At 33.8% G+C, this 23163-nt stretch carries 12 protein-coding genes; 2 read left to right on the top strand and 10 right to left on the bottom strand.

Annotated features, from left to right (window positions below; genetic code table 11):
* Positions 1-6: 6 nt before the first annotated feature.
* The 9 genes from M2326_RS06520 to M2326_RS06560 all read right to left on the bottom strand — a co-directional run bounded on the left by M2326_RS06520 (position 7) and on the right by M2326_RS06560 (position 18812).
* Positions 7-1365 carry a sulfatase gene (locus M2326_RS06520; protein WP_264618751.1) on the bottom strand — a complete coding sequence of 453 codons (1359 nt, stop codon included), beginning with the start codon at positions 1363-1365 and terminating at the stop codon, positions 7-9.
* Between the two features lie 31 nt (positions 1366-1396).
* Entirely contained in the window at positions 1397-2284 is an 888-nt protein-coding gene (locus M2326_RS06525; RefSeq protein WP_264618752.1) for a sialate O-acetylesterase, read from the bottom strand.
* 4 nt (positions 2285-2288) lie between these two features.
* Complete coding sequence (locus tag M2326_RS06530) at positions 2289-3875, bottom strand: sulfatase family protein (RefSeq protein WP_264618753.1); 1587 nt, start codon at positions 3873-3875, stop codon at positions 2289-2291.
* Positions 3876-4292: 417 nt separating this feature from the next.
* Positions 4293-5210, bottom strand: coding sequence for an alpha/beta hydrolase (locus M2326_RS06535; RefSeq protein WP_264618754.1), 918 nt, complete (start codon positions 5208-5210; stop codon positions 4293-4295).
* Positions 5211-5304: 94 nt separating this feature from the next.
* Entirely contained in the window at positions 5305-9438 is a 4134-nt protein-coding gene (locus M2326_RS06540) for a hybrid sensor histidine kinase/response regulator transcription factor (RefSeq protein ID WP_264618755.1), read from the bottom strand.
* Between the two features lie 181 nt (positions 9439-9619).
* Positions 9620-11194: a sulfatase family protein gene (locus M2326_RS06545; RefSeq protein ID WP_413603263.1), complete on the bottom strand. Its 1575-nt coding sequence runs from the start codon at positions 11192-11194 to the stop codon at positions 9620-9622.
* 232 nt (positions 11195-11426) lie between these two features.
* Positions 11427-14093, bottom strand: a complete 2667-nt coding sequence (locus M2326_RS06550) for a T9SS type A sorting domain-containing protein (RefSeq protein ID WP_264618756.1) — start codon at positions 14091-14093, stop codon at positions 11427-11429.
* Between the two features lie 1291 nt (positions 14094-15384).
* Positions 15385-16809 carry a carbon starvation CstA family protein gene (locus M2326_RS06555; RefSeq protein ID WP_264618757.1) on the bottom strand — a complete coding sequence of 475 codons (1425 nt, stop codon included), beginning with the start codon at positions 16807-16809 and terminating at the stop codon, positions 15385-15387.
* A 65-nt stretch (positions 16810-16874) separates the two neighbouring features.
* Positions 16875-18812 carry an FAD-dependent oxidoreductase gene (locus M2326_RS06560; RefSeq protein ID WP_264618758.1) on the bottom strand — a complete coding sequence of 646 codons (1938 nt, stop codon included), beginning with the start codon at positions 18810-18812 and terminating at the stop codon, positions 16875-16877.
* Positions 18813-19266: 454 nt separating this feature from the next.
* On the opposite strand from M2326_RS06560, the gene M2326_RS06565 reads away from it, so the two are divergent.
* Both M2326_RS06565 and M2326_RS06570 read left to right on the top strand, forming a co-directional pair.
* A complete protein-coding gene (locus M2326_RS06565) occupies positions 19267-19617 on the top strand; it encodes a type II toxin-antitoxin system RelE/ParE family toxin (protein WP_264618759.1) in 351 nt (116 codons plus the stop codon).
* Positions 19607-19942: a helix-turn-helix domain-containing protein gene (locus M2326_RS06570; protein ID WP_264618760.1), complete on the top strand. Its 336-nt coding sequence runs from the start codon at positions 19607-19609 to the stop codon at positions 19940-19942. Before M2326_RS06565 ends, M2326_RS06570 begins: the two co-directional genes overlap by 11 nt.
* Before the next feature lie 174 nt (positions 19943-20116).
* Here M2326_RS06570 and M2326_RS06575 read toward each other — a convergent pair whose 3' ends face one another.
* Positions 20117-23155: a glycoside hydrolase family 2 TIM barrel-domain containing protein gene (locus M2326_RS06575; protein WP_264618761.1), complete on the bottom strand. Its 3039-nt coding sequence runs from the start codon at positions 23153-23155 to the stop codon at positions 20117-20119.
* Between the last annotated feature and the right edge of the window lie 8 nt (positions 23156-23163).

Genomic DNA, 23163 nt, shown 5'->3' on the forward strand with positions numbered 1-23163 from the left:
TTTGATTTATTTTTTATTGTAAGCAGGAACCGCTTTTTTCTCCCATTTTGCTATATCTTTTTTCAATCTAGCTGCTTGTTTTAATTCAAGATCAATCAAGTCATGTTGTTCTGCTTGATCTTTTTTGATATTAAATAAATGAAACAACCCACTATGGTATTTAATTAATTTCCAATCTCCTGCAATAACGGCAGCGTATTGATCCTCATAACTACGGAAAAAATATAAACTTCTATCTTCTTTAAATTTTTCTCCTTTAACAATTGGCAATAAACTTTTACCATTAACTTGTTTGTCTTTACACGCTTTTCCTCCTGCAATATCAACTAAAGTAGGAAATACATCTATTGTTTGAATTGGAATAGCAGTACTCGTATTTGCTTTTGTTACACCTGGATAATACATTAAAAATGGTACTCTTGCTCCACCTTCACCTAAAGTATTTCCACCAGTTTTTCCACCGCTCAAAGGAGCATTACTAAAAAAACCTCCTTGATCTGATGTAAAAATAATTACTGTATTGTCTGCAATACCTTTTTCAACTAATGCCTTTCTAACTCTTCCTACCGATTCATCAACTGCAGAAATCATCGCAGCATATTCTGCATCTTTTCCTTTTAAACCTTCTTTTTTGTACTGTTCTACCCAGTCTTTTCTACCAATTTGTGGACCGTGTACGTCATAGTGAAAGTAAGATAACATAAATGGTTTCTCTTGTTTATAGTTCGAAATAAAATCTACTGCTTTGTCTGCCAAAACAGTTTCTAAATATATATCACTTTTATCAAAACTAGCCAAAGGGTTCACATCTTTGAAAAATGGTGGGTAATACCCTTTGGGATGTCCATAATTACAAACTCCATAATCCTCATCAAATCCTTGTTTAGATGGATAATAACGTTCGTCACCTAAATGCCATTTCCCTAAGAAAAAGTTATAGTATCCTAACTCTTTCAATCGTTCAGCATAGGTAATTTCATCTAATGGTAACATATTTATCGATGGCATCTGTACAGGATCATTTGGCCATAAACTAAATTTATTTATTGAATTACCTTTATCATCAAAATCAATTCCGTTACCATCATCAATATGTCTCACCATTTGGAAACGAACAGGCTCTCTACCTGTTAAAATTGAAGCTCTACTAGGACTACAAGTTGGCGTAGCAATATAAGCACGGCTAAACTCCATTCCATCTTTACGCAATTGATCAATATTTGGTGTGTGGAATTTTTCATTGCGATATCCCAAATCTGCCCATCCTAAATCATCTACAAAAAAGAGGACTACATTAGGTTTCTTTTGTCCAAAACTGGTTTGTAGTGTCATCAAAAACACTAAAGCTAAGATTGATTTTTTCATTATATTATGTCTTAATTTAAACTATTTGATATTATTGTAATTTTAGTAATGCTTCACCAAAAGCAGTTCCTAATCGATATTGTCCTTCTGCATTATAATGCACATTATCAGAATGTTTAGGAAAATCATTAAAAGGTTTATCAGCTGTTGTTTTGATGACAATAACCTTTTTCAGAAGATTCGTACTATTCACTTCTGCAGCACGTACCGTTGCAGGCCCTGCAGGAAAGTCTCCGTAATGTGAATTAATTTGTCCTAAAACAAAAGGCATATCCATTACTTTTAAGTCTGAACGAACACGGTTAATCAAATTAACCAAATTAGCCTCGTAACTCATAGCTGAAACTTCTTTAGCCGCATCATTCTCGCCTTGCATCCACCCCATCCCAATAATTTTATAGGTATTGCCTTGACTTTCGATTCTCTTTATATTTTTATTAACATCATCAATAAAATTAGAGTACAACTTCAAATTTCTTTTAAATCCTTCCGCTTCAACTTGAGTTGTTTTTTCGGCAGTCCAATCAGGATTCCAAGCTCCGTACAAAGCAGTTCCTCCTTGAGCAGTTTTGATTAGTAAAAACTTCTCTTTTGGAAATTTTTCTGCTAAAACAATTCCAATCAATAATTCTGGTCCAAAAGCCTCTTCAAAACCATATTTCTTTTTATGCCCTTTAGACAAATAAAAAGACAATGGTATTGGTTCCTTTCCAGAATTACTTATTTGAACCCTATCTACAACTTTGGCCAAACGTTCTTTTACCGATGCATCCAAGGCAGTAAAATCTCCAGCACCAGCCATATTTGATTGTCCCGCTAGCAATACTACATTTATATTCTCTTTATTTGTTTGCGCAATAGCACTTCCAAAACTGAAAATAAAAATAAGGATTACAACCAATTTGTATGAACTCTTCATTTTCTTATTTTTTATCCATCATATCTAAGTCAATATCTGCCTTATTAATTCTGGCTTTTTTATACGGCTTACCACTCATGTAATTGTTATATAAATTTTGCACACCTTCTCCAAAATAAGGATAATGATCAAAAACATCTCCATTACCAAGAATTCTTGGATCATTTTCTTTGATTAATTTTTTAGTTAATTCTTTATTCATAGTCGCCATTAACTTAGAATAATGTGTATCCGAAGCTAAATTAGTAACGCAATAAGGATCTTTCTTTATGTTATATAATTCATTTTCTCCACGCTTACCGAAGTTCAATTCCCAATATTTCATGATTCCTTCTTTTCTTCTAGAATCTAAAACTGCTGTTTTTGTTGGACTCGAATCACAGTTTAAATATCCTAATTCAGGATTCCCAACTGGCCATCTATCAATTTTAAAATTGTGTAAGTATAAAAATCCGTCTTTGATAATTCCACGCACAGGATACCCTTCATCATTTGGTCTTCCTACATCATGACGCTCTTTCCCTACCAATTGGTAATCACGATCTTTACAAACAATACCTGATTTTTTCGAATACAAAATATCTGTTAAACTTCTTCCCGATAGTTTTTCCATACCAGACTTTTTTTCTGAGATCCCAGCTAACTCTAAATAAGTTGGAGCGAAATCAATAAAACTTACTAGATCATCAACTACACGACCTGGATTTTTAATTCCGTTTGGCCACATAATCGCTAGCGGCATGTGATTTGAATATTCATAAACTTGTCCTTTTACACGTGGAAAAGGCATTCCGTTATCAGAAGTCACAATTACAATCGTATTTTCTAATTCCCCAATTTCAGCCAATTTATTCAACATGTTTTGAAGGTGTTTATCAAAATATTCCACTTCAAAAGCATAATCCAACATGTCATTACGCACATCTTCATTATCAGGCCAAAAAGTTGGCACTTCGTTTATTTCGTCAATAGTTTTCCCTCCTACTTTTGCACCAGAGCGAAATTCATATCCACGGTGTGGTTCTTTACCTCCATACCAAAAACAGAATGGTTCCCCTTTTGGTCTAGCTTCCAAGAAAGCATCAAAGTTTTTAGTATAATCAATATTTGAAATACCTGTAGTAGGTGGATTTAATTTGAATTCGTTAAATTCAGGCCCAACCAATTCACGTTCTTTCCCATTAATTTCTCCAGGATTTCCTGGGCCCCAACCTTTTCCTGTAAATCCTACAAAAAAACCATTTTCACCTAAAACTTCGGCATATGTTTTAAATTTAGTAGGGAAATCTGGAGAATGGTTTGCTGCTGCTTCCAACTGCCAGCTGTTACGTCCCGTGATAATACAAGCACGAGAAGGTGCACATTTACCATTAGGGGTATAGGCATTATTGAATAAAACTCCATTTTTGGCTACTTGATCAAATGCTGGAGTTTTCACCCATTTACATCCGTAAGCGCTAAAATGTTTCCAACCTGCATCATCTGCAATAGCAAATAAAATATTAGGCTTTTTTGTGCTCTTTTTTTGTGCTGTAGAAACTTGTCCAAAAGTAAGAAATGAACCGATTGCAATTAATAATAATTTTTTCATTGTATAGTAAGTATAGTTGTCAATAATCAATTAACAAATTTTAAAAAAATTTCAGTTTTTAATGTCTCTACCCGTTTTTGAATAGTCTCTCTGAGTAAATTTTGAAACAATAGAGCCTATTTTTATAAAAATTAGTAGTTCTAAGACGTTAAAATCTTAGCCAATCCATTTCAAAAATGCTATGTTTTTTTCTAGTGCGAATGAAAATTAAACACATTCTGATATCTTAGATCTTAATTTATTGCTATTAGAATTAAATTACAATATAAATTCGCCCCTATTATTTAGTAGTTTTTCAACTGTACCAAGTTTAATTACAGTTCAATCCATCCCTATAATTGGACAATAGTATACTAATGTAATCAAAACATGACAATGATTTCTTTTTAAACCCTAAAATTTTAAATTTACATTTTCCTATGGAATCATTTTATTAGACTCCAACCAGGAGACCATTGTGTCAAACCAAGAAGATTTTGTTGTTTTATTTACTAATCCGAAACCATGACCTCCGGCTTGGTAGATATGCAGCTCCCCCTTTACCCCTTCCTCAATTAATTTCGAATAAAAAAACATACTATTTTGATAAGGTACCGCTTTGTCATCTGCTGCGTGTACAAGAAAAGTGATTGGTGTTTCTTTTGTTATTTGCAATTCATTTGAATACAATTCTGTTAACTCTTTTGAGGGATTTTCACCAATTAAATTCGTTCGGGTTCCTTTGTGCTGAAACTCTCCAAATGAAATTACCGGATAAACCAAGACCATAAAATCTGGGCGCAAATTAATGTTTTTAGGATTATCTATTACTACTTGATTAAAATGTGTTCCTGCTGTAGAAGCCAGATGTCCTCCTGCAGAGAAGCCCATAATCCCCACTTTGTTAGCATCTATATGATGTGTTGTAGCATTTTCACGAATTAATTTTATTGCCTGCTGTGCATCTTGTAAGGGGCCTATTGTTTTATCAATCATGATTTCATCTGATGGTAAACGGTATTTTAGTATAAAAGCAGTAATTCCACTTTCATTTAACTTTTTTGCGATAGAATATCCTTCATTCATCATTGACAAAAACTTATAACCCCCACCAGGACAAATCAAAACAGCTGTACCGTTAGCCTTATTTTTTTCAGGATAAAACACATGCATTTCAGGATCTGTAACTGTTCTTATCCAAATAGAACCGTCTGGTTTTTTTTCTGGAAACTCTTTATAATCAGGAGTAACTATGCTATTTGGGATTTTGTTTGAATATAGTTTAATCACTTTGTCTTGTGCAGTTGTACAAAAGGATGTAAGCAAAACTATAAAAGTTAAGAAAATATTTTTCATTTAATTGGAGTTCGATTATCAAAGAAACTACTTTCTTCAATAGATTAATAAACAGTTTTTATCTTTTATACCTATAATATTACCCACTACTAATTTAATTTGTTTTATCAGAATACTTATTAACCATTTCAGAAGCGTATTTCCCTGGTGTGACTTCGTATTTTTCTTTAAACAATTTACTGAAGTGCGTTCTACTCTTAAATCCAGTCATCATATAGACTTCATTGACTGATAATTTTCCTTCGACCAAAAATTCGGCAGCTTTTTTTAATCGGTAAATTTTCAAAAGTTCGAAAGGTGTGTAATTAGTCAGGGTTTTTACCTTTTGATAAAAATGTGTTCGATTTAAATACAAATCCTTAGCGAAATGATCTAAATCAAGTTCTTGGTTATCTAAATTTTCAGCCATCAAACTATATAGCTTTTCCAGAAATACATTATCATTGCTATTGTCTTTAGTAGTTAAAGTTAAAGGCAGCTCAATTTGAAAACGTTCCCGCAATTGTTTTCTATTACGTAAAATAGATTCGATGGTCGAAATCAAATATTGCATATTAAATGGTTTCTGAATATAAGCATCAGCTCCGTCAATCAACCCCTTAACTTGCTCATCGATAGTCGTGCAGGCTGTTAATAAAACTACAGGAATATGACTTGTCTTAATATCCGATTTGATACGTTTACACAAATCAAACCCGTTCAGTTCTGGCATCAATACATCACTTAATATCAAATCTGGCCAATTGTTATCTAATGCATCCAAACATTCTTTCCCATTGACAAAAACTTCAATATCCATAAAATTAGACAAAGTAGTGGATATATAATTTCTTAGATCTGAATTATCTTCAGCTATAAATATTTTAGATTCAGAGAAATTGGGATCAAATTTCAATGATTTATTATCAATATTACTAAAAGAGAAACTATGTTTTACCAATTTCTCTGCAGACAACACCTCATTTTCAATTTCTTCCTGGTCCTCTGTGTATTCGGTATGAATAATAGGTAACCTCACATGTATCGTAGTACCCTCGCCTACTTCACTCTCTGCACCAATGTATCCGTAATGCATTTCGACCAATTGTTTTGAAAATGCCAACCCAATACCTGAACCACCATGATAGATATTTTCTTTTTTCTTGGATTGATAAAATCGATCAAAAACATAAGGTAAATCTTCTTGATCGATTCCTTTTCCTTTATCTTTTACCAATATTATCAAATCATTTTCATCAGCATGATATTCAATTCTTATAGTATCATTTTGCTTGGTATATTTAAATGCATTTGTCAACAAATTATTGAAAATTTTCTCCAATTTATCTTTATCCGCATAGACATAAATATTGTCTCCTGCTCCTGAAGCTTCTAATATTTTGTAATCCATTTTCGCTAAAAATTGATATTCAGAAATCAATTCAGTAATGAAATCATCAAAGCTAAAATAAGAGTAATTCATCTTCAATAGGTTAGCATCTGCTTTTTGAAAGTCATGAACTTGATCAATTAATTTTGCGATTTTTCGAGATTGTTTCTGAACAATTTTAAGCATATTACCTACTTCATCATTACCTTTTAGTGTCTCATACAAGGTGTCAATGGGGCCAGATATTAATGTTAGAGGCGTTTTTATTTCATGCGAAATATTACTAAAAAACCTCAATTTAGCTGCATTAATTTCTTTTATATTATTTTTTTCCAATTCTTCAATTTGAATATTATGATTCAAACGTTGCATTCTCAAAATAAAATGTAAGAAAAAATATCCACCAACAATAATCAGCAAATAATAGAAAATATAAGCCCAAGATGTTTTCCAGAATGGAGGATTAATGGTTATTTTTATTTCTTTAGTTTTAGTCCAACGATTGAGAGTATTTGAGGCTTTGACTTTCAAAACATAATCTCCTGGAGGTAATCCGTTGAAATAAATGTTGCGCTGATCGGATGGAATTTCGATCCATTCTTTATTAATTGGTGATAATTGATATTTTATAAAATGATTACTTTGTGTAGAAAAATGCAATGAGGTTACCCCTATTGAAAATACATTTTCATTATAATCCAATTCTAATTCATTCAAATCACTTAAACGCTTATTCATTACTATCCTATCATTGAGTGTATCACCGGCTTTAATACTGCTATTAAAAACCTTTAATTCTCCAAATTCGAGTCGAGGTAATTTTTCTGTACTTGGTAAATCTTTGGGGTCAAAATAGCAAAAACCATCAAAGCCTCCCATAACAATTAAACCATTTCTTAACTTGGCAACACCATAATTAAAATCTTCAAAAGGTAAACCATCAGATACAGTAAATTTCAGAAACCTGTGTTCGTTAATATTAAACTTATTTAAACCAATATTCGTTGTAATCCATAATGAATTATTACCATCATAAATAATACTTTTTACCACATTATTTGAAAGTCCTTGTTTCTCAGAAAAAGAGACAAAGCTAGGTTCAGTAGTACTATTTATAACTTTACATATTCCCCCACGTTCTGTTCCTAACCATAGTTCTTTATTTGGCAGTCTTAAAATAGAAGTTATAAAACTGCTTGAAATGGATTTTTTATCACTTTTATCATTTGTATAACGGTCAATTTTAGCTTTCGTCAATAATTTGTTTTTCGAAAAGTCAATACGGAATAAGCCATCAGCATTAGTCCCTATCCAAAGAAGATTTTTATAGATTGGATCTGGATAAATATACCTGACTAAAGATATTTTATTTTCTTTAAAAAAAGGGTTATCATTGATTTTTTCGACACTGATTACATTCTGACTATTATCTAAATTAAACTTATAAAGATCATCTGTCCCACCAACTAGAATATTACCATTAGCATCCTCTACAATTAATTTAATTGCATCATTATTGAAAATATGATCCTTTGAATGATAGACTAGTTCGTATGTAGTAGCATTATGTCGCACACGAAATAACCCTTTTCCATCAATTTTAAACCATAAATTTTTTCTTGAATCTACATAAGATGCACCAATCAAATTTAAATCAGAAGTTGTGATTTTAAATGGCAGAGATTCAAATTGATTTGTTTTTGTATTAAATAAACTCAGTCCCCCTTGAATTGTGGATACATAAACCCTATTGTCATCAATGGGACTTATACTAAAAACCTCATTTGAGGTTAGGCCATGAGCTTGATTTTTACTTTTATTGTAGTGCTTAAAAGGATTTTCATTTAATTCAAACTTATAGATTCCTTTGTTAAAACTCCCAACCCAACAACTATTTTTCAAAGGAACAAAGCAACTCATTCTAAGCAGACTAGGTGATATATTAAAATCGGCAATTGTATATTTACTTTTATTAATGACTAAACTAGCATTATTAACACGAATAAAACCTTCTTTGGCCGTTCCTAACCATAGGTTATTGAAACGATCAAGCGCAGATGTTACAAACTCATAATTTTTTAAATCGAAATGCGAAATAGTAAATATGGAAGATTTTTTGCTCGTTTTATAATTCAGAATTGCAATCCCTTTGTTTAGTGTTACTAAAATTTTATTAGGTGTCAATTTTAGAATCGACTTACTGAAAGTAATCGAAGCCGGTACTACTTTTTTATACGTTTTTGTCGAAAGGTTAAAAGATATTAGTCCCACCGATGTCGAGAAAATATAATTATCTGTATCTAATGCAATACCATCAAAGAAGGAAACATTAGCATTCAATTCTTTAAATTTCGGAAAGTATTGATGATTGAAACTATAGTCTTCATTAAAAATTAAAATACCTTTGCGTTCCGTAATACAAAGGACAATTTTTTTGGCATCATTAAAAAGTACTTTTCTAATAATAGGTCCTGTTATTCCTTTTTTTAATAAACTATTAGAAAATAGGGTTGTAAACTTTTCTTTAGTATAATTATAAATAGAAATACCTTCATCAGTTCCTACCCAAAGATTTCCTTTTTTATCTTCTGCCAGTGTTCTAATTCTATTATTTATTAAAACCTCTTTGTCTACAGAATTTTTAAAAACAGAAAAATCATACCCATCGTAACGGTTCAATCCATCATAAGTTCCAAACCAAATATACCCTTTTGAATCTTCTATTATTGAGGTTACTCCGTTGTGAGCTAGTCCATTTGAAATAGAAATTTTCTTAGAATAGGTTAATTTATCATTTTGCGCCATTACGTTGGTCGCAAAAAAGAGTAGAAATAGAAATTTTATAATTTTATAAAACATATGATCTAATAGTGTGGTTAGTCTAATGGTAACGGTAAATATAATCAAAACCTACAGAACATTCTTCCTTCTATAGAAATACATTAATCAAGAAAAAAGTAAATTTTAGTATATAAAAAAACAACTCTCCTAAAGTTGACTACTTTTAGAGAGTTGTTTTGTATTCAATCTTTATTTTTAACTATTGTAATTTAAGTTCCTTCACATTTTGATAATCAGTACCTCTTAATTTCTCAAAAGTTTCTTTCATTTCTTTCAATTTATCTGGAAATTGTTTTGCAACATTATTTTGTTGACCAATATCTTTTTTGGTATTGTACAATTGATAATCATCATCCGGACCCATTTCGATATTTACTTCGGTATTCATTTTTGAAGCTCCTTTGTAAGGAGGAATCATAATCCAATCGCCTTTACGTAAAAGTGTTTTCGCATTAGCTTCTAAAACTAATGATTTGCGACCTACCGTACTTTTACCCAAGAATTCATTCATTAAGTTTTGACTATCGCTAAATTTAGTTTCTTTGCTTCCAACCATTGAAGCAAGAGAAGCTAGTAAATCCATTTGACAAACAACAGCATCAGAAACCCCAGGTTTAATATGATCTTTCCAATAAGTTACAAAAGGAACTCTTGTTCCACCATCCAACAAACTATATTTACCTCCTCTTAGCGGTCCTGCAGGTTTATGGTTCCCTAATTTCTCAACTGCATCATCATAATAACCATCATTCAAAACGGGACCATTATCGCTAGAGAATATTATTAATGTGTTATCTAATATTCCTTCTGACTCTAATTTTTTCATTAATTCTCCAACACACCAATCAGCTTCAATAATTACATCACCTCTTGGTCCTAAGCCCGAAGCACCAACAAATCTTGGACTTGGTGTACGTGGTACATGTGGCTGTTGAATGGCATAATACATAAAGAAAGGCTTGTTTTTGTGTGTTCCAACATAATTCTTAGCTTCTTCTAGAAAAGTATCTGCCATATCTTCATCATGCCATTTTGCAGTAGCTCCACCTTTCATGTATCCAATTCTAGGAATACCATTAACAATACTTTGATTGTGTCCATGATGCCATTTCATTTTTAGCATTTCAGGATGATCTATTGCAGTTGGTTCACCAGGGAAATTCTTTTTGTAACTTACTTCAATAGGATCTTTTGGATCTAATCCTACAACATTTCCATTACGAATAAAAACTGTAGGTACTCTATCTTGAGTAGCTGCCATGATAAAACTGTAGTCAAAACCAACTTCATTTGGACCTGGACTGATGTGCTTGTTCCAATCTACATCTCCTGACCCTAAACCTAAATGCCATTTCCCTACAATACCAGTATCATACCCCTCTTCTCTTAACATTTTGGGGATAGTCATTTGTTCTGTACCTATTAATAATGGAGCTGTTCCAGGAAGAATTTTAGCATCCGAATTACGCCAAGGATAAGTACCTGTTAATAATCCATATCTACTAGGAGTACAAGTTGCAGAAGTGGCATACCCATTGGTAAACATAAGTCCTCCCTTTGTTAATTTATCAATATTTGGGGTTTTAAGATCAATTCCTCCATATACTGACAAATCACCATATCCTAAATCATCGGCATAAATAATAATTATATTCGGTTTTGATTTCACAACACTTTCTGTGTGTTTTTTTTGGGCACTTCCGCATCCAATTAATGCAAGCATTGCTATACAAGCAACCGGAAACTTCATAGTGCTAATTTTATTAATCATCATTTTTCAATATTTAAATTTAGTTATCTAGTTTATTTAATAGTTTATAATATGATAGCAACATTTCAGATAAAGGTTTTACAAAAATGCTTTATTAGTCACATTTTATAAAATCCTGAATTTATTAAGTATCACATATGTTTCTTAATCAAAGTAATTTATAAAATCATCTTACAAAGCCCCTTCTAGGACTATATTTTATGTAGATGGTTTAATATAAAATTCTTATTTAAAATTATTTATTTTTTATTAGCTTAAAATTTATCTCTTCATCACCTCTTTTGGCTTTCAGAAAGTAAATCCCCGCAGGATATTTCTCTAAAGAAGCAGCAACATTTGAGGATGATTCAAAAACTTTTTCGAAAATCTTTTTTCCTGAAATCGTAAAGATTTCAAGTTCTAATTTATCAGTTACATCATCTTTAAAAGTGATGGTAAAGGGACCAGATGTTGGATTGGGATAAATTTCGACATTTGAATTTTCAATAGCAAATGTTTCTGATTCTAAATCACTTTCTTTAACCAATTTTAACAATCGAGTTTCTTCCGATTGTAATACAAATGTTTTAGAAGTTAACCTTTCTCCTGAAATCATATCAAAAACTGCTATGTCTGAAGTAACTCCACTAATCCCTAATGTAACTGTAGCATCTGTCTTACCAATATTTGACAAGGAAGCATATTTTTCCACTCCATCAGTATCTGAATATCCTCTCCAAGCAACCCCTTTTTTATCAGCTCCTAAACCGTTTACTTCTGAAACAGTTACAGGACAAAGTTTATTTTTAACACTTAAAATATTTAAACCTTTGTTTGTTATGTCTGCTAAACTAGAAGCTAAAATCAACGAACCCGAACCAGCGCTCAGAGAATTTTCTAAACTTTGAGAATATTCGTTTTGTTGTAAACTAAGATTGTCGATAATAACAGTTCCCCCATTATTTAAATAACCTTGCAATGCATTAAATTCAGCTATCGTAACTTGTTTTGTATTATACACCAAAATGACATCCCAGTTGGAACTAGGTTGAGATTGAATAATCTTTTGAGTAGCAAAACCCAATGGAATACCATTAAAATATAAAGATTCATAAAGACTGAAAACGTTGTCCATATAATTCACGTCATTTATTGCAGATGTTTCAGAATAAAAAATACGCAAGGACTTTCTAAGGTGTTGTAAAGCATCTATGATTTCCGAATGAGTATTCAAATCCATTACTGTAGCCGTTACTTCATTCAATACCTTTGGTAATTGCGTAGTAGACCCCGAATAACCGTTAGCTTTGCTCGCATTCACACTATCAAAAATACCTGTTGTTGGATTTTGATTTAATAAACGACTTTGATAAGAACCATCTTCGTTTCTAAACCATACCCAGTTTTGAGCCGCATTCATCCCATGTAATGTTGCTAACCAATGAGTAGTCCGAGTATAGTTTTGTGACAAATTCATATCTCTAAAATTAGTTCTAGATTGAAAATGAGATTCCGTATCATAAACAAGCTTATCCGGACTTACGGAGGTCATAAAATCCAATGGCATAGCAAAATCTCTCCAGTTAAAACCGTAACGATCTACCCAAGTTTGATTAGCTATATTACCAAAAACAATTGAACTCACACTTCCTGCATCGTTCCCTATAATCCCACTTAGATTTGTTAACGATTCAAAATCTAGGCCATGATCATGATTACCCGTACTCCATTCTGATGGAATTAATTTTAGATGATTTTTGGCTGTTGGATCTTGTTTTTTTACCTCAGTATCCAAAAATGTAAACCAATCTGTAACTCTGAATTGATTAAATGTCATCCAGTCATACCATTTGGCCGAACCTTGTAAATTTAAGGGTACCAGAAATGGAAAATCACTAACCGCTGCATCAATTGAAGTGTATGAAGAACCCCAAACTGAATTTAGAGTCGCAATGGTTTGGTGTTTATTTTGTAACCAATTGACAAATTTAGCTTTGGTATATTGGCTAATGGGCACCACATCAAAACTTCCTTCGGCGGTGAACCAGTGAGGTTCATTTGTCAACATTACACCTAACTTACTGTAATTTTTACCTACCATATACGGGATAGTTTTTGACAGTAATAAAGAATTCAAAGGTCTAGCCTGCGGATGATCAATGTCAAATTTTGTAAATAAGGGTCCAGTAGTTACCATTCCATAATAAGGAGAATTGCTATCTTTTGAAGCAGTTATTAACCAAGAAGGGTTTGCTGCTTGTGACAAGAATACGTGTCCAATATTACCCGTAGGCTGTGAACTTAATGAACTTATTAAACTAGGTTGAATATCTAAAACACCTGAAGAATTCGTAATACTAGATAAACTAATAAAAGCCCCACCTAGGTCACCATAAAATTCCGTGAGCTCATCAGCATCTGGTTTAAAACTATGATCTAATAGGAAAACAGGCTTGCCATTATTCATTAATTTATTACCAGAAATACTCACGTTGGCCCAATCCACAACTGGCGTTGCTGATGGGATAATAGCATCGGGCAGTAGCAATTTATTCATTTTATCAATGGATTCATCTAGAATAGTTATTACATCATTACGTATGATAGTCGGTAAATCATTGGCTAATTGAGTCGTAGTAGGTCGAATAGCGGGTGCATTTGGTGTTCCTGCTTCTGGAAAAGGGTACCGAGCATCAAAAAAGTCTTTGTTCATACTCACATGATTTTCATCGTAAGTGGCATATTTCGAAAAAATTTCAGCCGTTCGAACTGTCATTTTTTCCTTATAAGTATCAATTCCTTTTGACTCAGCTTGAGACATTAAATTTTGTAATTCGACTATTTTATCTTGTGCTGTTTGTGCCAAAACTGTAGTTGAAAAACCAATTAACAATAGTAAACGAGGTAAAATTTTATATTTCATATCCCTTATTTTAAATTGGTTAAAGTTAATTCAAATTCAGTTCTAAAATTCAACACAATCATTTTATTTTTTATCCCTCGTAATATTTTTCTATTTTATTAAACACCTCAAAAGCATGACTATTCCTGATATAAAGTGGTTTCCTTTTGCAAGAAATGAATATTTCATTTATTCAAAGATAAAATCATATTCTCCAATCACTTATAGAATAATCAATAGTATTTTTTCTTTTTATTTTTATTTATTGGATCATAAATCATTAATTCTGATTTGGTTGATTCTTCCAAACAGTCCTTTTGTACAATGGATATTCTTATCCAAATATCAACCTTAATTCAACTGATTAATGTGATAGTATTTAATTAAATGCTTTTTTTAAAATCACCTCATATATACCTAAATTACCATCAAGATACTTTTACCAAATAGACTTTTAAATATGGCTTCTTTCCATAATTCTTTTTACAAACATATCATTTTGACTGGTAGATACTATTTTGCCCATAAATATCATCAATAATCATTAAAGGATTTTATTTTCTTAAGGAAAACCAATATTATTATATATCAATAAGATAAAAGCTATAACTATCATCATCCTTTTGGTTAAATTTTTATGTTAGTTTCAAACTTCCAAAGTACTGAATAACTAAAAGAATGTTTGTCTTTATCCATTCAGCAATTGTCTTTATAGATAAATAAAATTCAACTTCTATCATACTTTTGAGAAATAGAACATGAACTACAACCCCATTTAAAAGTTTGTACACAAAATGGTTGATACAAAATAGTACTGCATCATTGAAGAATAAAAAAATACTAAGAAGACAAACCTATTTGGTGCCCTACTATTAAAATAGCCAAATTACATTACCAATAAAATACCGCTTATAAAATTTACTACTATCGCGAATTAATTAAAAGTATTAATTCTGCAGCAATGATTAACTTCACTATTTTAGCGCTACTTATTAGTTTTTATTATGCGAATGCCATTTCCTTCGATAGAAATTTTTTCACTATTTCAAAAACGATTTCTAGGCCATTTTTTTTAAAACATTTCACTAGTGATAATTCGTTAATTATAAGTGTTAAGTCATTATAAATGATTTTAAAATAGTAGACCAAAGTAATAGTAAAAGTAATTTCAATGGTCTATTTATAATAAGGAACCTTCAAATACAAAGTCTAAGTTCAATTTAAATAAATCCAAATTTACCCCATTGCATGCACCCTTTTAAAATATGAATTCGAGTCATTTATAAAATTAATAAGGCATTCAGAATCATTTTTAAAATTTTGAAATACTATTTTTATTAGAGACAATAAACCAAACTGATAATAGCACCGCAACTACAATTCCAGTGCAATATGACAAAGTGTAACCCAATTTGAATCCTTCGGGAGCTACCAAAATATAGGTTACCACAACTGCAGTCATAAAAGCTGCTGGAGCTAACACAAACCAAGCGGTCTTTCCTTCTTTTTTAATATAAACTGCGGCTGCCCAAAGTACGACCGTTGCCAGCACCTGATTGGACCAACCAAAATACCTCCAAATAATCGCAAAATCTATTTCGGTCAATGCAATAGCAATGGCAAAAATCGGAATCGAAACCATCAATCGTTGGCTTAATTTTTTTTGATCTAATTTTAATGAATCAGCAATGGTTAACCGAGCGCTTCTAAAAGCAGTATCACCCGATGTTATAGGTGCTGCCACTACACCAAAAATGGCTAGAATACCACCCACTTTTCCTAGCATGGTATTGCAAATAATATTCACTACCCAAGCAGCATTATGACCTTCCTCAGCCATAGTAGTTCCCAATTCTTTTACACCTCCAAAAAAAGCCATCGCCACAGCAGCCCAAATTAAGGCTACAATTCCCTCGGTAATCATGGCGCCGAAAAATACTTTTTTCCCGTGTGCCTCATTGGTGATGCAACGTGCCATCATAGGCGACTGCGTTGCATGAAAACCAGAAATCGCACCACATGCTATCGTAATAAACAATAATGGAAACAAGGGATAATCAACAGGGTTGTTATGCATGTTTCTGAAAGTATCAACTGTTATTTCGGGAATTGTGTAACCTTCGAATAATAAAGCACCAAACAAACCCACCGCCATGATTAATAATGATAAGCCAAACAAGGGATAAATTTTCCCGATTAATTTGTCGATTGGTAAGATGGTCGCAAGCAAATAATAAATAAAGATAATGACAATAAGAATTGAAGTATCTGTACCTGTTAACTCTTGTAAAATTGTGGCGGGTCCAACAACAAAAACAACTCCTACTAAAATCAATAAAAGTACTGCAAACACACGCATAAATTGCTTAACCGTCTTCCCTAAATACACGCCTACTATCTCGGGAATCGAATCGCCACCATGACGTACCGATAACATTCCAGACAAATAATCATGAACAGATCCCGCAAAAATGCAACCAAAAACGATCCATAAAAATGCAACAGGTCCCCATAATGCTCCTGCTATGGCTCCAAAAATAGGCCCCAATCCCGCAATATTCAAAAACTGAATCAAAAAGATTTTTCCCAACTGTAACGGAACAAAATCTACGCCGTCTTCCTTACTAATCGCTGGAGTTTCTCGACTAGAGTCAGCACCAAACTTTCTTTCGACATAATTGCCGTAGATAAAGTAGCCCGCCACCAAAATCAGAATACTAATTAGAAAACTTATCATATTATTATGTTATTAGAACTATTTTGATTTGCGACTACAAGTACGTATTTTTTTCTTTATTAGCATTAAGAATAACAACGAATCTCAAACATCTTCACGTTTTCAGCTCCATGGGTATCTGCTAATTTCAAACGAACTGCAGTCGTAGCAACCTCTGGGAAACTAGTTTTCACCAAACGGGTTTTGTTATTAGTTACTTTCGCTACTTCTACCCATTTTCCGCTCACACGAGCTTCAACGGAAAAGTTTTTAATTAACTCTGGCGGAACACCTGAAACCTGACCTAATTCTGTCGCTTTATCTGGATTTTTATGCATCATAATACGACGCTGCAAATTGGTATCAAACTTCATTTCGACTTTTGTTAATTTAATCGGATTATCCCATTCTAATTGCAATTCGGCATTCAATCCGTCAGACTGCCAATGGTGAATTTTTTCCACTTCGTCTCTACCCACACCGTCTAACAACAATTTGGCATCACCAGAAGTCGTCGAAGAGGCAAAAATCAAACTTGCTTTCTTTGCCCAATCGTTCAAATCATTCGCAGGACGATTTGGGAAATAAGAATCATCACGTAACAATTGTTCTTGTAATTCGTTAATATGATTGGTTGCTAATTTCCGAGGGGTTATTTCTTTATTGATACAAAGTACAGAAGCCGTTCCTACCGCCTGCCCCATCATAGCACAGGTACTAATGATACGAGTGGATGACAACGCCATATGACTGACACTTACATTACGACCTGCAAACAACAAATTGGAAATGTTTTTCGAATACAAACTTCTAAAAGGTACTTCATATATTTGTTTAAAATTCGAATGAAAGAAACTCGCTGGTTCATCCAAATTCTCAATTCCACCCGGACAATGTTCGTCCAAAGACCAACCTCCAAAAGCGACTGCGTCCAGAAAATGTTTGTACTCCTCCAAATCTTTTTGATTTAAGATATAGTCACCCATAAAACGACGTGATTCTCTACGCCCCGGTAAAGAACCTACCCAATCCAAAGCAATATTTTTGGATTCTGGAAAATCTCCCGAATTCTTGATATGATCCCAAACTCCATAAAAATACCCCATCAATTTATGACGATTATCTTCGCGAGTATCTATAATATCAATATTGCTACCAACCTCAATCCACCAATAGCCTTCTTTGACATTCTTTATTTTTCGATGTTTATCTTTGAAAGCCTTTTTGGAATCAAATGGCAACACATAAGATGGCGGATAAAAAGGCACTGGTTTTCCCATATCTTTTGTACTCATCATAATACAATCTCCCATCACCCAATTGTCTGGTTGGTCTGGTGCGAAAGATTCACCAAACTCCGCTTTTCCTTCGCGTCCCGTACGGAATTCTGCTCCAGCCATTGCCGCCATCAATCCGTCACCAGAGCAATCGCAAAACATTTTGCCTTCCAAGGTATATTCGGTTTCACTGGTTAATTGCCAACAAATTACTTTTTTTATTTCGTCACCACCCATTTCCACGTCTACCGCTTGGGTATTCAACATCAAAGTCAAATTGGGCTGACGCACTACAAAATCATACAAAACATGATCCCATACATGATAGGATTCTTGTGAGTTGTAATATAAATTTTCGATCATGATCTCCTCAATGATTCCCGTTTCTCGGTCTACTTTAAACTTATCTTGTAAGCCTTGAACCCCATTTACAGTCACACGAACTTCACTCGACGCATTTCCGCCCAAAACAGGTCTATCTTGTACCAATACTGTTTTCGCACCCGTTCTTGCAGCTGCCACCGCTGCCGATATTCCTGCCATTCCTGCACCAACCACCACGACATCGTAGCTCATGGCTTTTTTCTTTTTGTTAGGGCGTTTTATTTTTTTATTAGATTCATCCAAATCAAATAAATGTATGTCTTCTTCTTTAATAGGAGTCGCACTGACATCGCCAAATAATGGCAAAAAACTTGCTGCTATGGCTCCCTTAACTCCGGTTTGAAAAAACTTTCTGCGTTCCATAATTTCGTAATAGTTTTGGTTTTCGTACTCGTAAAGTTAATCGCTCACTCACCCATTTTTATAGTGAGGAGTAAATCAATTGTATTTAGAGGTTCGTATTTACTGCAATTTTCTTAAAAAATCACCGAAATACCAATAATACGACCTTACAAAAACATTACATTCAAAATAATTACGTTTTTCAGGGGTTTTTGGAGCTATTATTACAAATTGTTGGCAGGAGAATAATACTTTGGGCGTGTCCCTTCGTTATCCCGAAGTTTCGGGACTACGAGCCGGGCTTTTCGCTATATCTTTTTGGCCCCGAAAAAAATCGGGCCCAAAAAGGATTCCGCTACAATCCCTCACGCGAACTGTGGTGGGATTTATGATTTGATTTTTGAGATAAAAAGTATAATCACTATAATATTTAAAAAGAAATTGTATCTTTGTATGGAAACAAAAGGCATTATGAATGACTAAATTTAATGTGGTATTCTTAACTGAAGCAAGAGAGTTTTTGCTCGAAATAGATGAAAAAAGTCGAGACAAAATAATTTTCAACATTGACAAATCGAAAATTAAAAATGATAATGAACTTTTCAAAAAGCTAAAAGGAGAAATTTGGGAGTTTCGAACATTATACAATAAAACATATTACAGGATTTTTGCATTTTGGGATAAAACCGAAAAAGTAAAAACATTAGTTTTAGCAACTCACGGAATCGTAAAGAAAACAGGCAAAACACCTGACAAGGAAATTGAAAAAGCAGAAAACATAAGAATAAGGTACTTTGAACTTAAAAATGAGAGAGATGGAAAATAAAGTAAAAGAATTAGAAATGTTCTCTTTTGACAAAATAAAAGATGAATTTATAGGTGAGACAGGAACGGTAAAAAGAACTTTATACGAACAAGAACTCCAAATGGAAATACTTGGAGATTTAATTAAAAAAGTGCGTTTAGAAAGAAATATGACCCAAGAAGAATTAGGAAAATTAATTGGTGTGCAAAGAGCACAAATTTCCAAACTTGAAAATAATACTACCAATGTAACCGTCGAAACTATTTTAAGAGTTTTCAGCGCATTAAAAGCTAAAGTAAACTTTAACGTTGAACTTTTGAATAGTACTATAAAAATTGTTGAGTAAAAATTATTATTCAAATTTTATAAACAAATCATAATTTTGTCTATGAAATTTGAATAATAGTTTTTTGAATAATTTTCCTTAAATATTGTAGTTTATCTATTAAAAAAAAAGAACTCCAACCCCAAAATAATCAGGGTTGAAGTTCTTTTTTCTTTTATAAATTAATCAAAACTATTACTTAATCACAATCTCATCAATGGCGAAAGTCGAGCCATCAGCAGGTTCGATTTTGTAGTTGTTAGCACCACGACCCAATTTGATTTTGACTTTTACGATATTCCAATCAGAGCCTAGGTTTTTGGTGTTGGGTAATTCAAGTTTCTCGTTCAGTACTTTTCCGTTTACGGTGAGTTTTATAGCACTTCCTGTTTTACCCTCCACTTTGGCACTGTAGCGAATCCAAATTTCGGCTTTGGCTTCTCCTCCATCATTTTCTTGGTACCATTCTACCGAACCAGATTGCTTTTTATCAAAAAGTAAATAACCTGTTCCGTTGAAATCGGCTCCTTTTGTGACAATTGATACGCCCGTAAATTTCGCTTGTTCCGCTTGATCACCAATCACTTTGGTGTTGGTCGGATTGTCGTTCCATACAAAACCTTCGTCTTCTGCAAAACGCTCACTTAAAATTTCGCTTGGTTTTCCATCAATCAATACCAGTGCTTTGACTGTTGTTCCTAATGTCACTGTAAACGGTGCGCTGTATTTTTGCGACTGTACGGTTGGCGTTGTTCCATCTGTAGTATAATAGGTTACTATCGCTAGTTTTGGAGCTGCTCCACGCAATGCCAAAACTTGGGTATCAATTGAAACCAAATTGGAGGTAATCAATTTCTTTTCGCCCAAAATTGCCGAGGCTACAAGCGTAACAGCTCCTGTCTCCTTAGTTGTTTCTACATATGCACGTGTGAGCCCGTAAAAAGCGATGCGATTAGAAGCTTCAAAATGTTTTTCAACATCTACTGGACTTCCATTGTCTAAGGCTCTTATTTTTCCTGGTCCTAGTACCGTAAAATAAGTTCTATTTTCACCATACGGATACATTTCGCCCTTCGCATCTGTTACCGTAATACGTACTTGCACGATGTCGTTTCCTGATTTCGATAATGGCTCTCCATCAATTGACAATCTATTTTCGGAAGGTGTATCCGCGGTGCGAATAGTTTCTTGACTTACGATTCGTCCGTTTTTGTAGCCCACTGCTTTTAGTGCTCCTGGTTGGTAAGGCACCATCCACTGGCATTGCATTTTGTCCCACTCGGTTCCTGGATTGATTTTCCCTAACGAAACTCCGTCAAAAAACAATTCGACTGTATCACAATTAGAGTACACCCAAACCGGAATCTCCGTTCCTAATTTCATTTTTGGATGTGTCCAATGTGGTAAAATATGAACCATTGGTTTAGTTGTCCACTGGCTTTGGTACAAATAAAATAAATCTTTTTCGAAATTAGCCATATCAATTGCACCACCCATAAATGCTTTAAAAGGCCATCCACCATGTACATAACCCGCTTCGCCAAGGTAGTCATGACCTGTCCAACGGAAAGAGCCTGCGTAATTGGGAATGTCCCGTATCTGTGCAATATTGTGACGCGACGTCAATCGAACCGTAGCATTATCATAACTTGAATTGAATATTTGTTTTCTAAACTTACGATTCGCTTCTTCGATCCAATCGTGGGTAAAAACCTCTTTCTCGGTCAAATCCGGAATTTCATACGGTTGTTGTTTGGCACTTGGATAACCATCACGATACCAAGTTTTCGTTCGATAATACCCTCTTACTTGCCACGTATGCGTATTTTCGGTGGCGATAAAAACACGGTCTTTGGGTAAAGTATCAAACCATCCCATTTTTTCACTGCTTCCATTTACCCCAAAAACATCCATAAACTCAGAACCCGAATGGCCAGAAGTTACTGGTCTTGTAGGATCATTTACATGACATTCTGCTACCAAATCCTTTCCAACATCACCATGCGTTTCGTTACCAACACTATAAATCACAATTGAAGGATGATTGCGATCACGACGAAGCCAGTCTGTCAAATCTTTTTTCCACCATTTTGCAAAAGCTTGCTCCCCATAATCATGAGTTGCTTTTTGCTCCCAGCCGTCAAAAATTTCGTCCATGACCATCATTCCTATCTCATCGCACATAGCATAGAACTGCGGCGTTTGCGGATTGTGAGCCGTTCGGATGGTATTTACCCCCATATCTTTCAATTGCTGAATTCGGAAACGCAAAATTTTATCTGGAACGGCAGCTCCCAAAGCTCCAGCATCTTGATGGTTGCAAACCCCTTGAATTTTTACGTTTTTTCCGTTAATCCACATTCCTGTTTCGGGAATCCATTTTATATCTCGAATTCCAAAACGGGTTTCGAAACGATCTACTAGTTTTTCACCCTCATAAATTTCGCTAACTGCTTTGTACAAAGTCGGCGTTTCAATTGACCACAATGACGGATTATCTATATGTGTTTGTTGCGCTACTTTTTGTGTCCCATTCGACTCTAACTTTAATTTGGTTTCAATAGTTTGTACCGATTTACCATTGGCATCCAAGAAAGTCGTTTTTAATATCACTTTTGACCTCTTAGTAGTCGTATTTTTAATTTCTGTATCGATTTTTATTGTATTTCCTTCTGTTCGAACAAAAACACCATCGTTTACTACATGAATATTGTCGCGAATATCAATCCAAGTATTTGCGTAGATTCCGCTACCGGTATACCAACGTGCAGATGGTTGCTGGTCATTGTCCACGCGCACAGCAAAAGTGATGGTATTGGAAGTACGAACTTGTTCACTTATATCATAACCAAAAGTTATCCAACCAAACGGTCGAACACCTAGTTTCACACCATTGGCATAGACCGTACTGTTCATAAAAACACCATCAAAAATAATTTCGATCTGCTTTCCTTTCCATTCTTTGGGAACCGAAATAGTTTTGCGGTACCAACCAATTCCTGCTGGCAAGTACCCACATTTATCTCCCATCGGATTTTTTTCGTCGTACTCCCCCTCTATACTCCAGTCGTGCGGAAGGTTTAGTTTTCGCCATGATTGGTCGTTATAGCTTGAAACTTCACTACCAACAATGTCTTTCTGGATGAAACTCCACTGGTCGTTGAAATTTATTTTTTGTGTCTGTCCCACTATCCAGAACAAACAACTAGCAATAAGTATGATTCCTTTTTTCATTATAAGCT

It is taken from the genome of Flavobacterium psychraerolatum, from assembly GCF_025960985.1.
Lineage (GTDB): Bacteria > Bacteroidota > Bacteroidia > Flavobacteriales > Flavobacteriaceae > Flavobacterium.

Coding starts and splice junctions, on each gene's coding strand:
- M2326_RS06565 (WP_264618759.1), top strand. CDS start 19,267: ATGACTAAATTTAATGTGGTATTCTTAACTGAAGCAAGAGAGTTTTTG.
- M2326_RS06530 (WP_264618753.1), bottom strand. CDS start 3,875: ATGAAAAAATTATTATTAATTGCAATCGGTTCATTTCTTACTTTTGGA.
- M2326_RS06525 (WP_264618752.1), bottom strand. CDS start 2,284: ATGAAGAGTTCATACAAATTGGTTGTAATCCTTATTTTTATTTTCAGT.
- M2326_RS06570 (WP_264618760.1), top strand. CDS start 19,607: ATGGAAAATAAAGTAAAAGAATTAGAAATGTTCTCTTTTGACAAAATA.
- M2326_RS06520 (WP_264618751.1), bottom strand. CDS start 1,365: ATGAAAAAATCAATCTTAGCTTTAGTGTTTTTGATGACACTACAAACC.
- M2326_RS06550 (WP_264618756.1), bottom strand. CDS start 14,093: ATGAAATATAAAATTTTACCTCGTTTACTATTGTTAATTGGTTTTTCA.
- M2326_RS06560 (WP_264618758.1), bottom strand. CDS start 18,812: ATGGAACGCAGAAAGTTTTTTCAAACCGGAGTTAAGGGAGCCATAGCA.
- M2326_RS06575 (WP_264618761.1), bottom strand. CDS start 23,155: ATGAAAAAAGGAATCATACTTATTGCTAGTTGTTTGTTCTGGATAGTG.
- M2326_RS06535 (WP_264618754.1), bottom strand. CDS start 5,210: ATGAAAAATATTTTCTTAACTTTTATAGTTTTGCTTACATCCTTTTGT.
- M2326_RS06540 (WP_264618755.1), bottom strand. CDS start 9,438: ATGTTTTATAAAATTATAAAATTTCTATTTCTACTCTTTTTTGCGACC.
- M2326_RS06555 (WP_264618757.1), bottom strand. CDS start 16,809: ATGATAAGTTTTCTAATTAGTATTCTGATTTTGGTGGCGGGCTACTTT.
- M2326_RS06545 (WP_413603263.1), bottom strand. CDS start 11,194: ATGATGATTAATAAAATTAGCACTATGAAGTTTCCGGTTGCTTGTATA.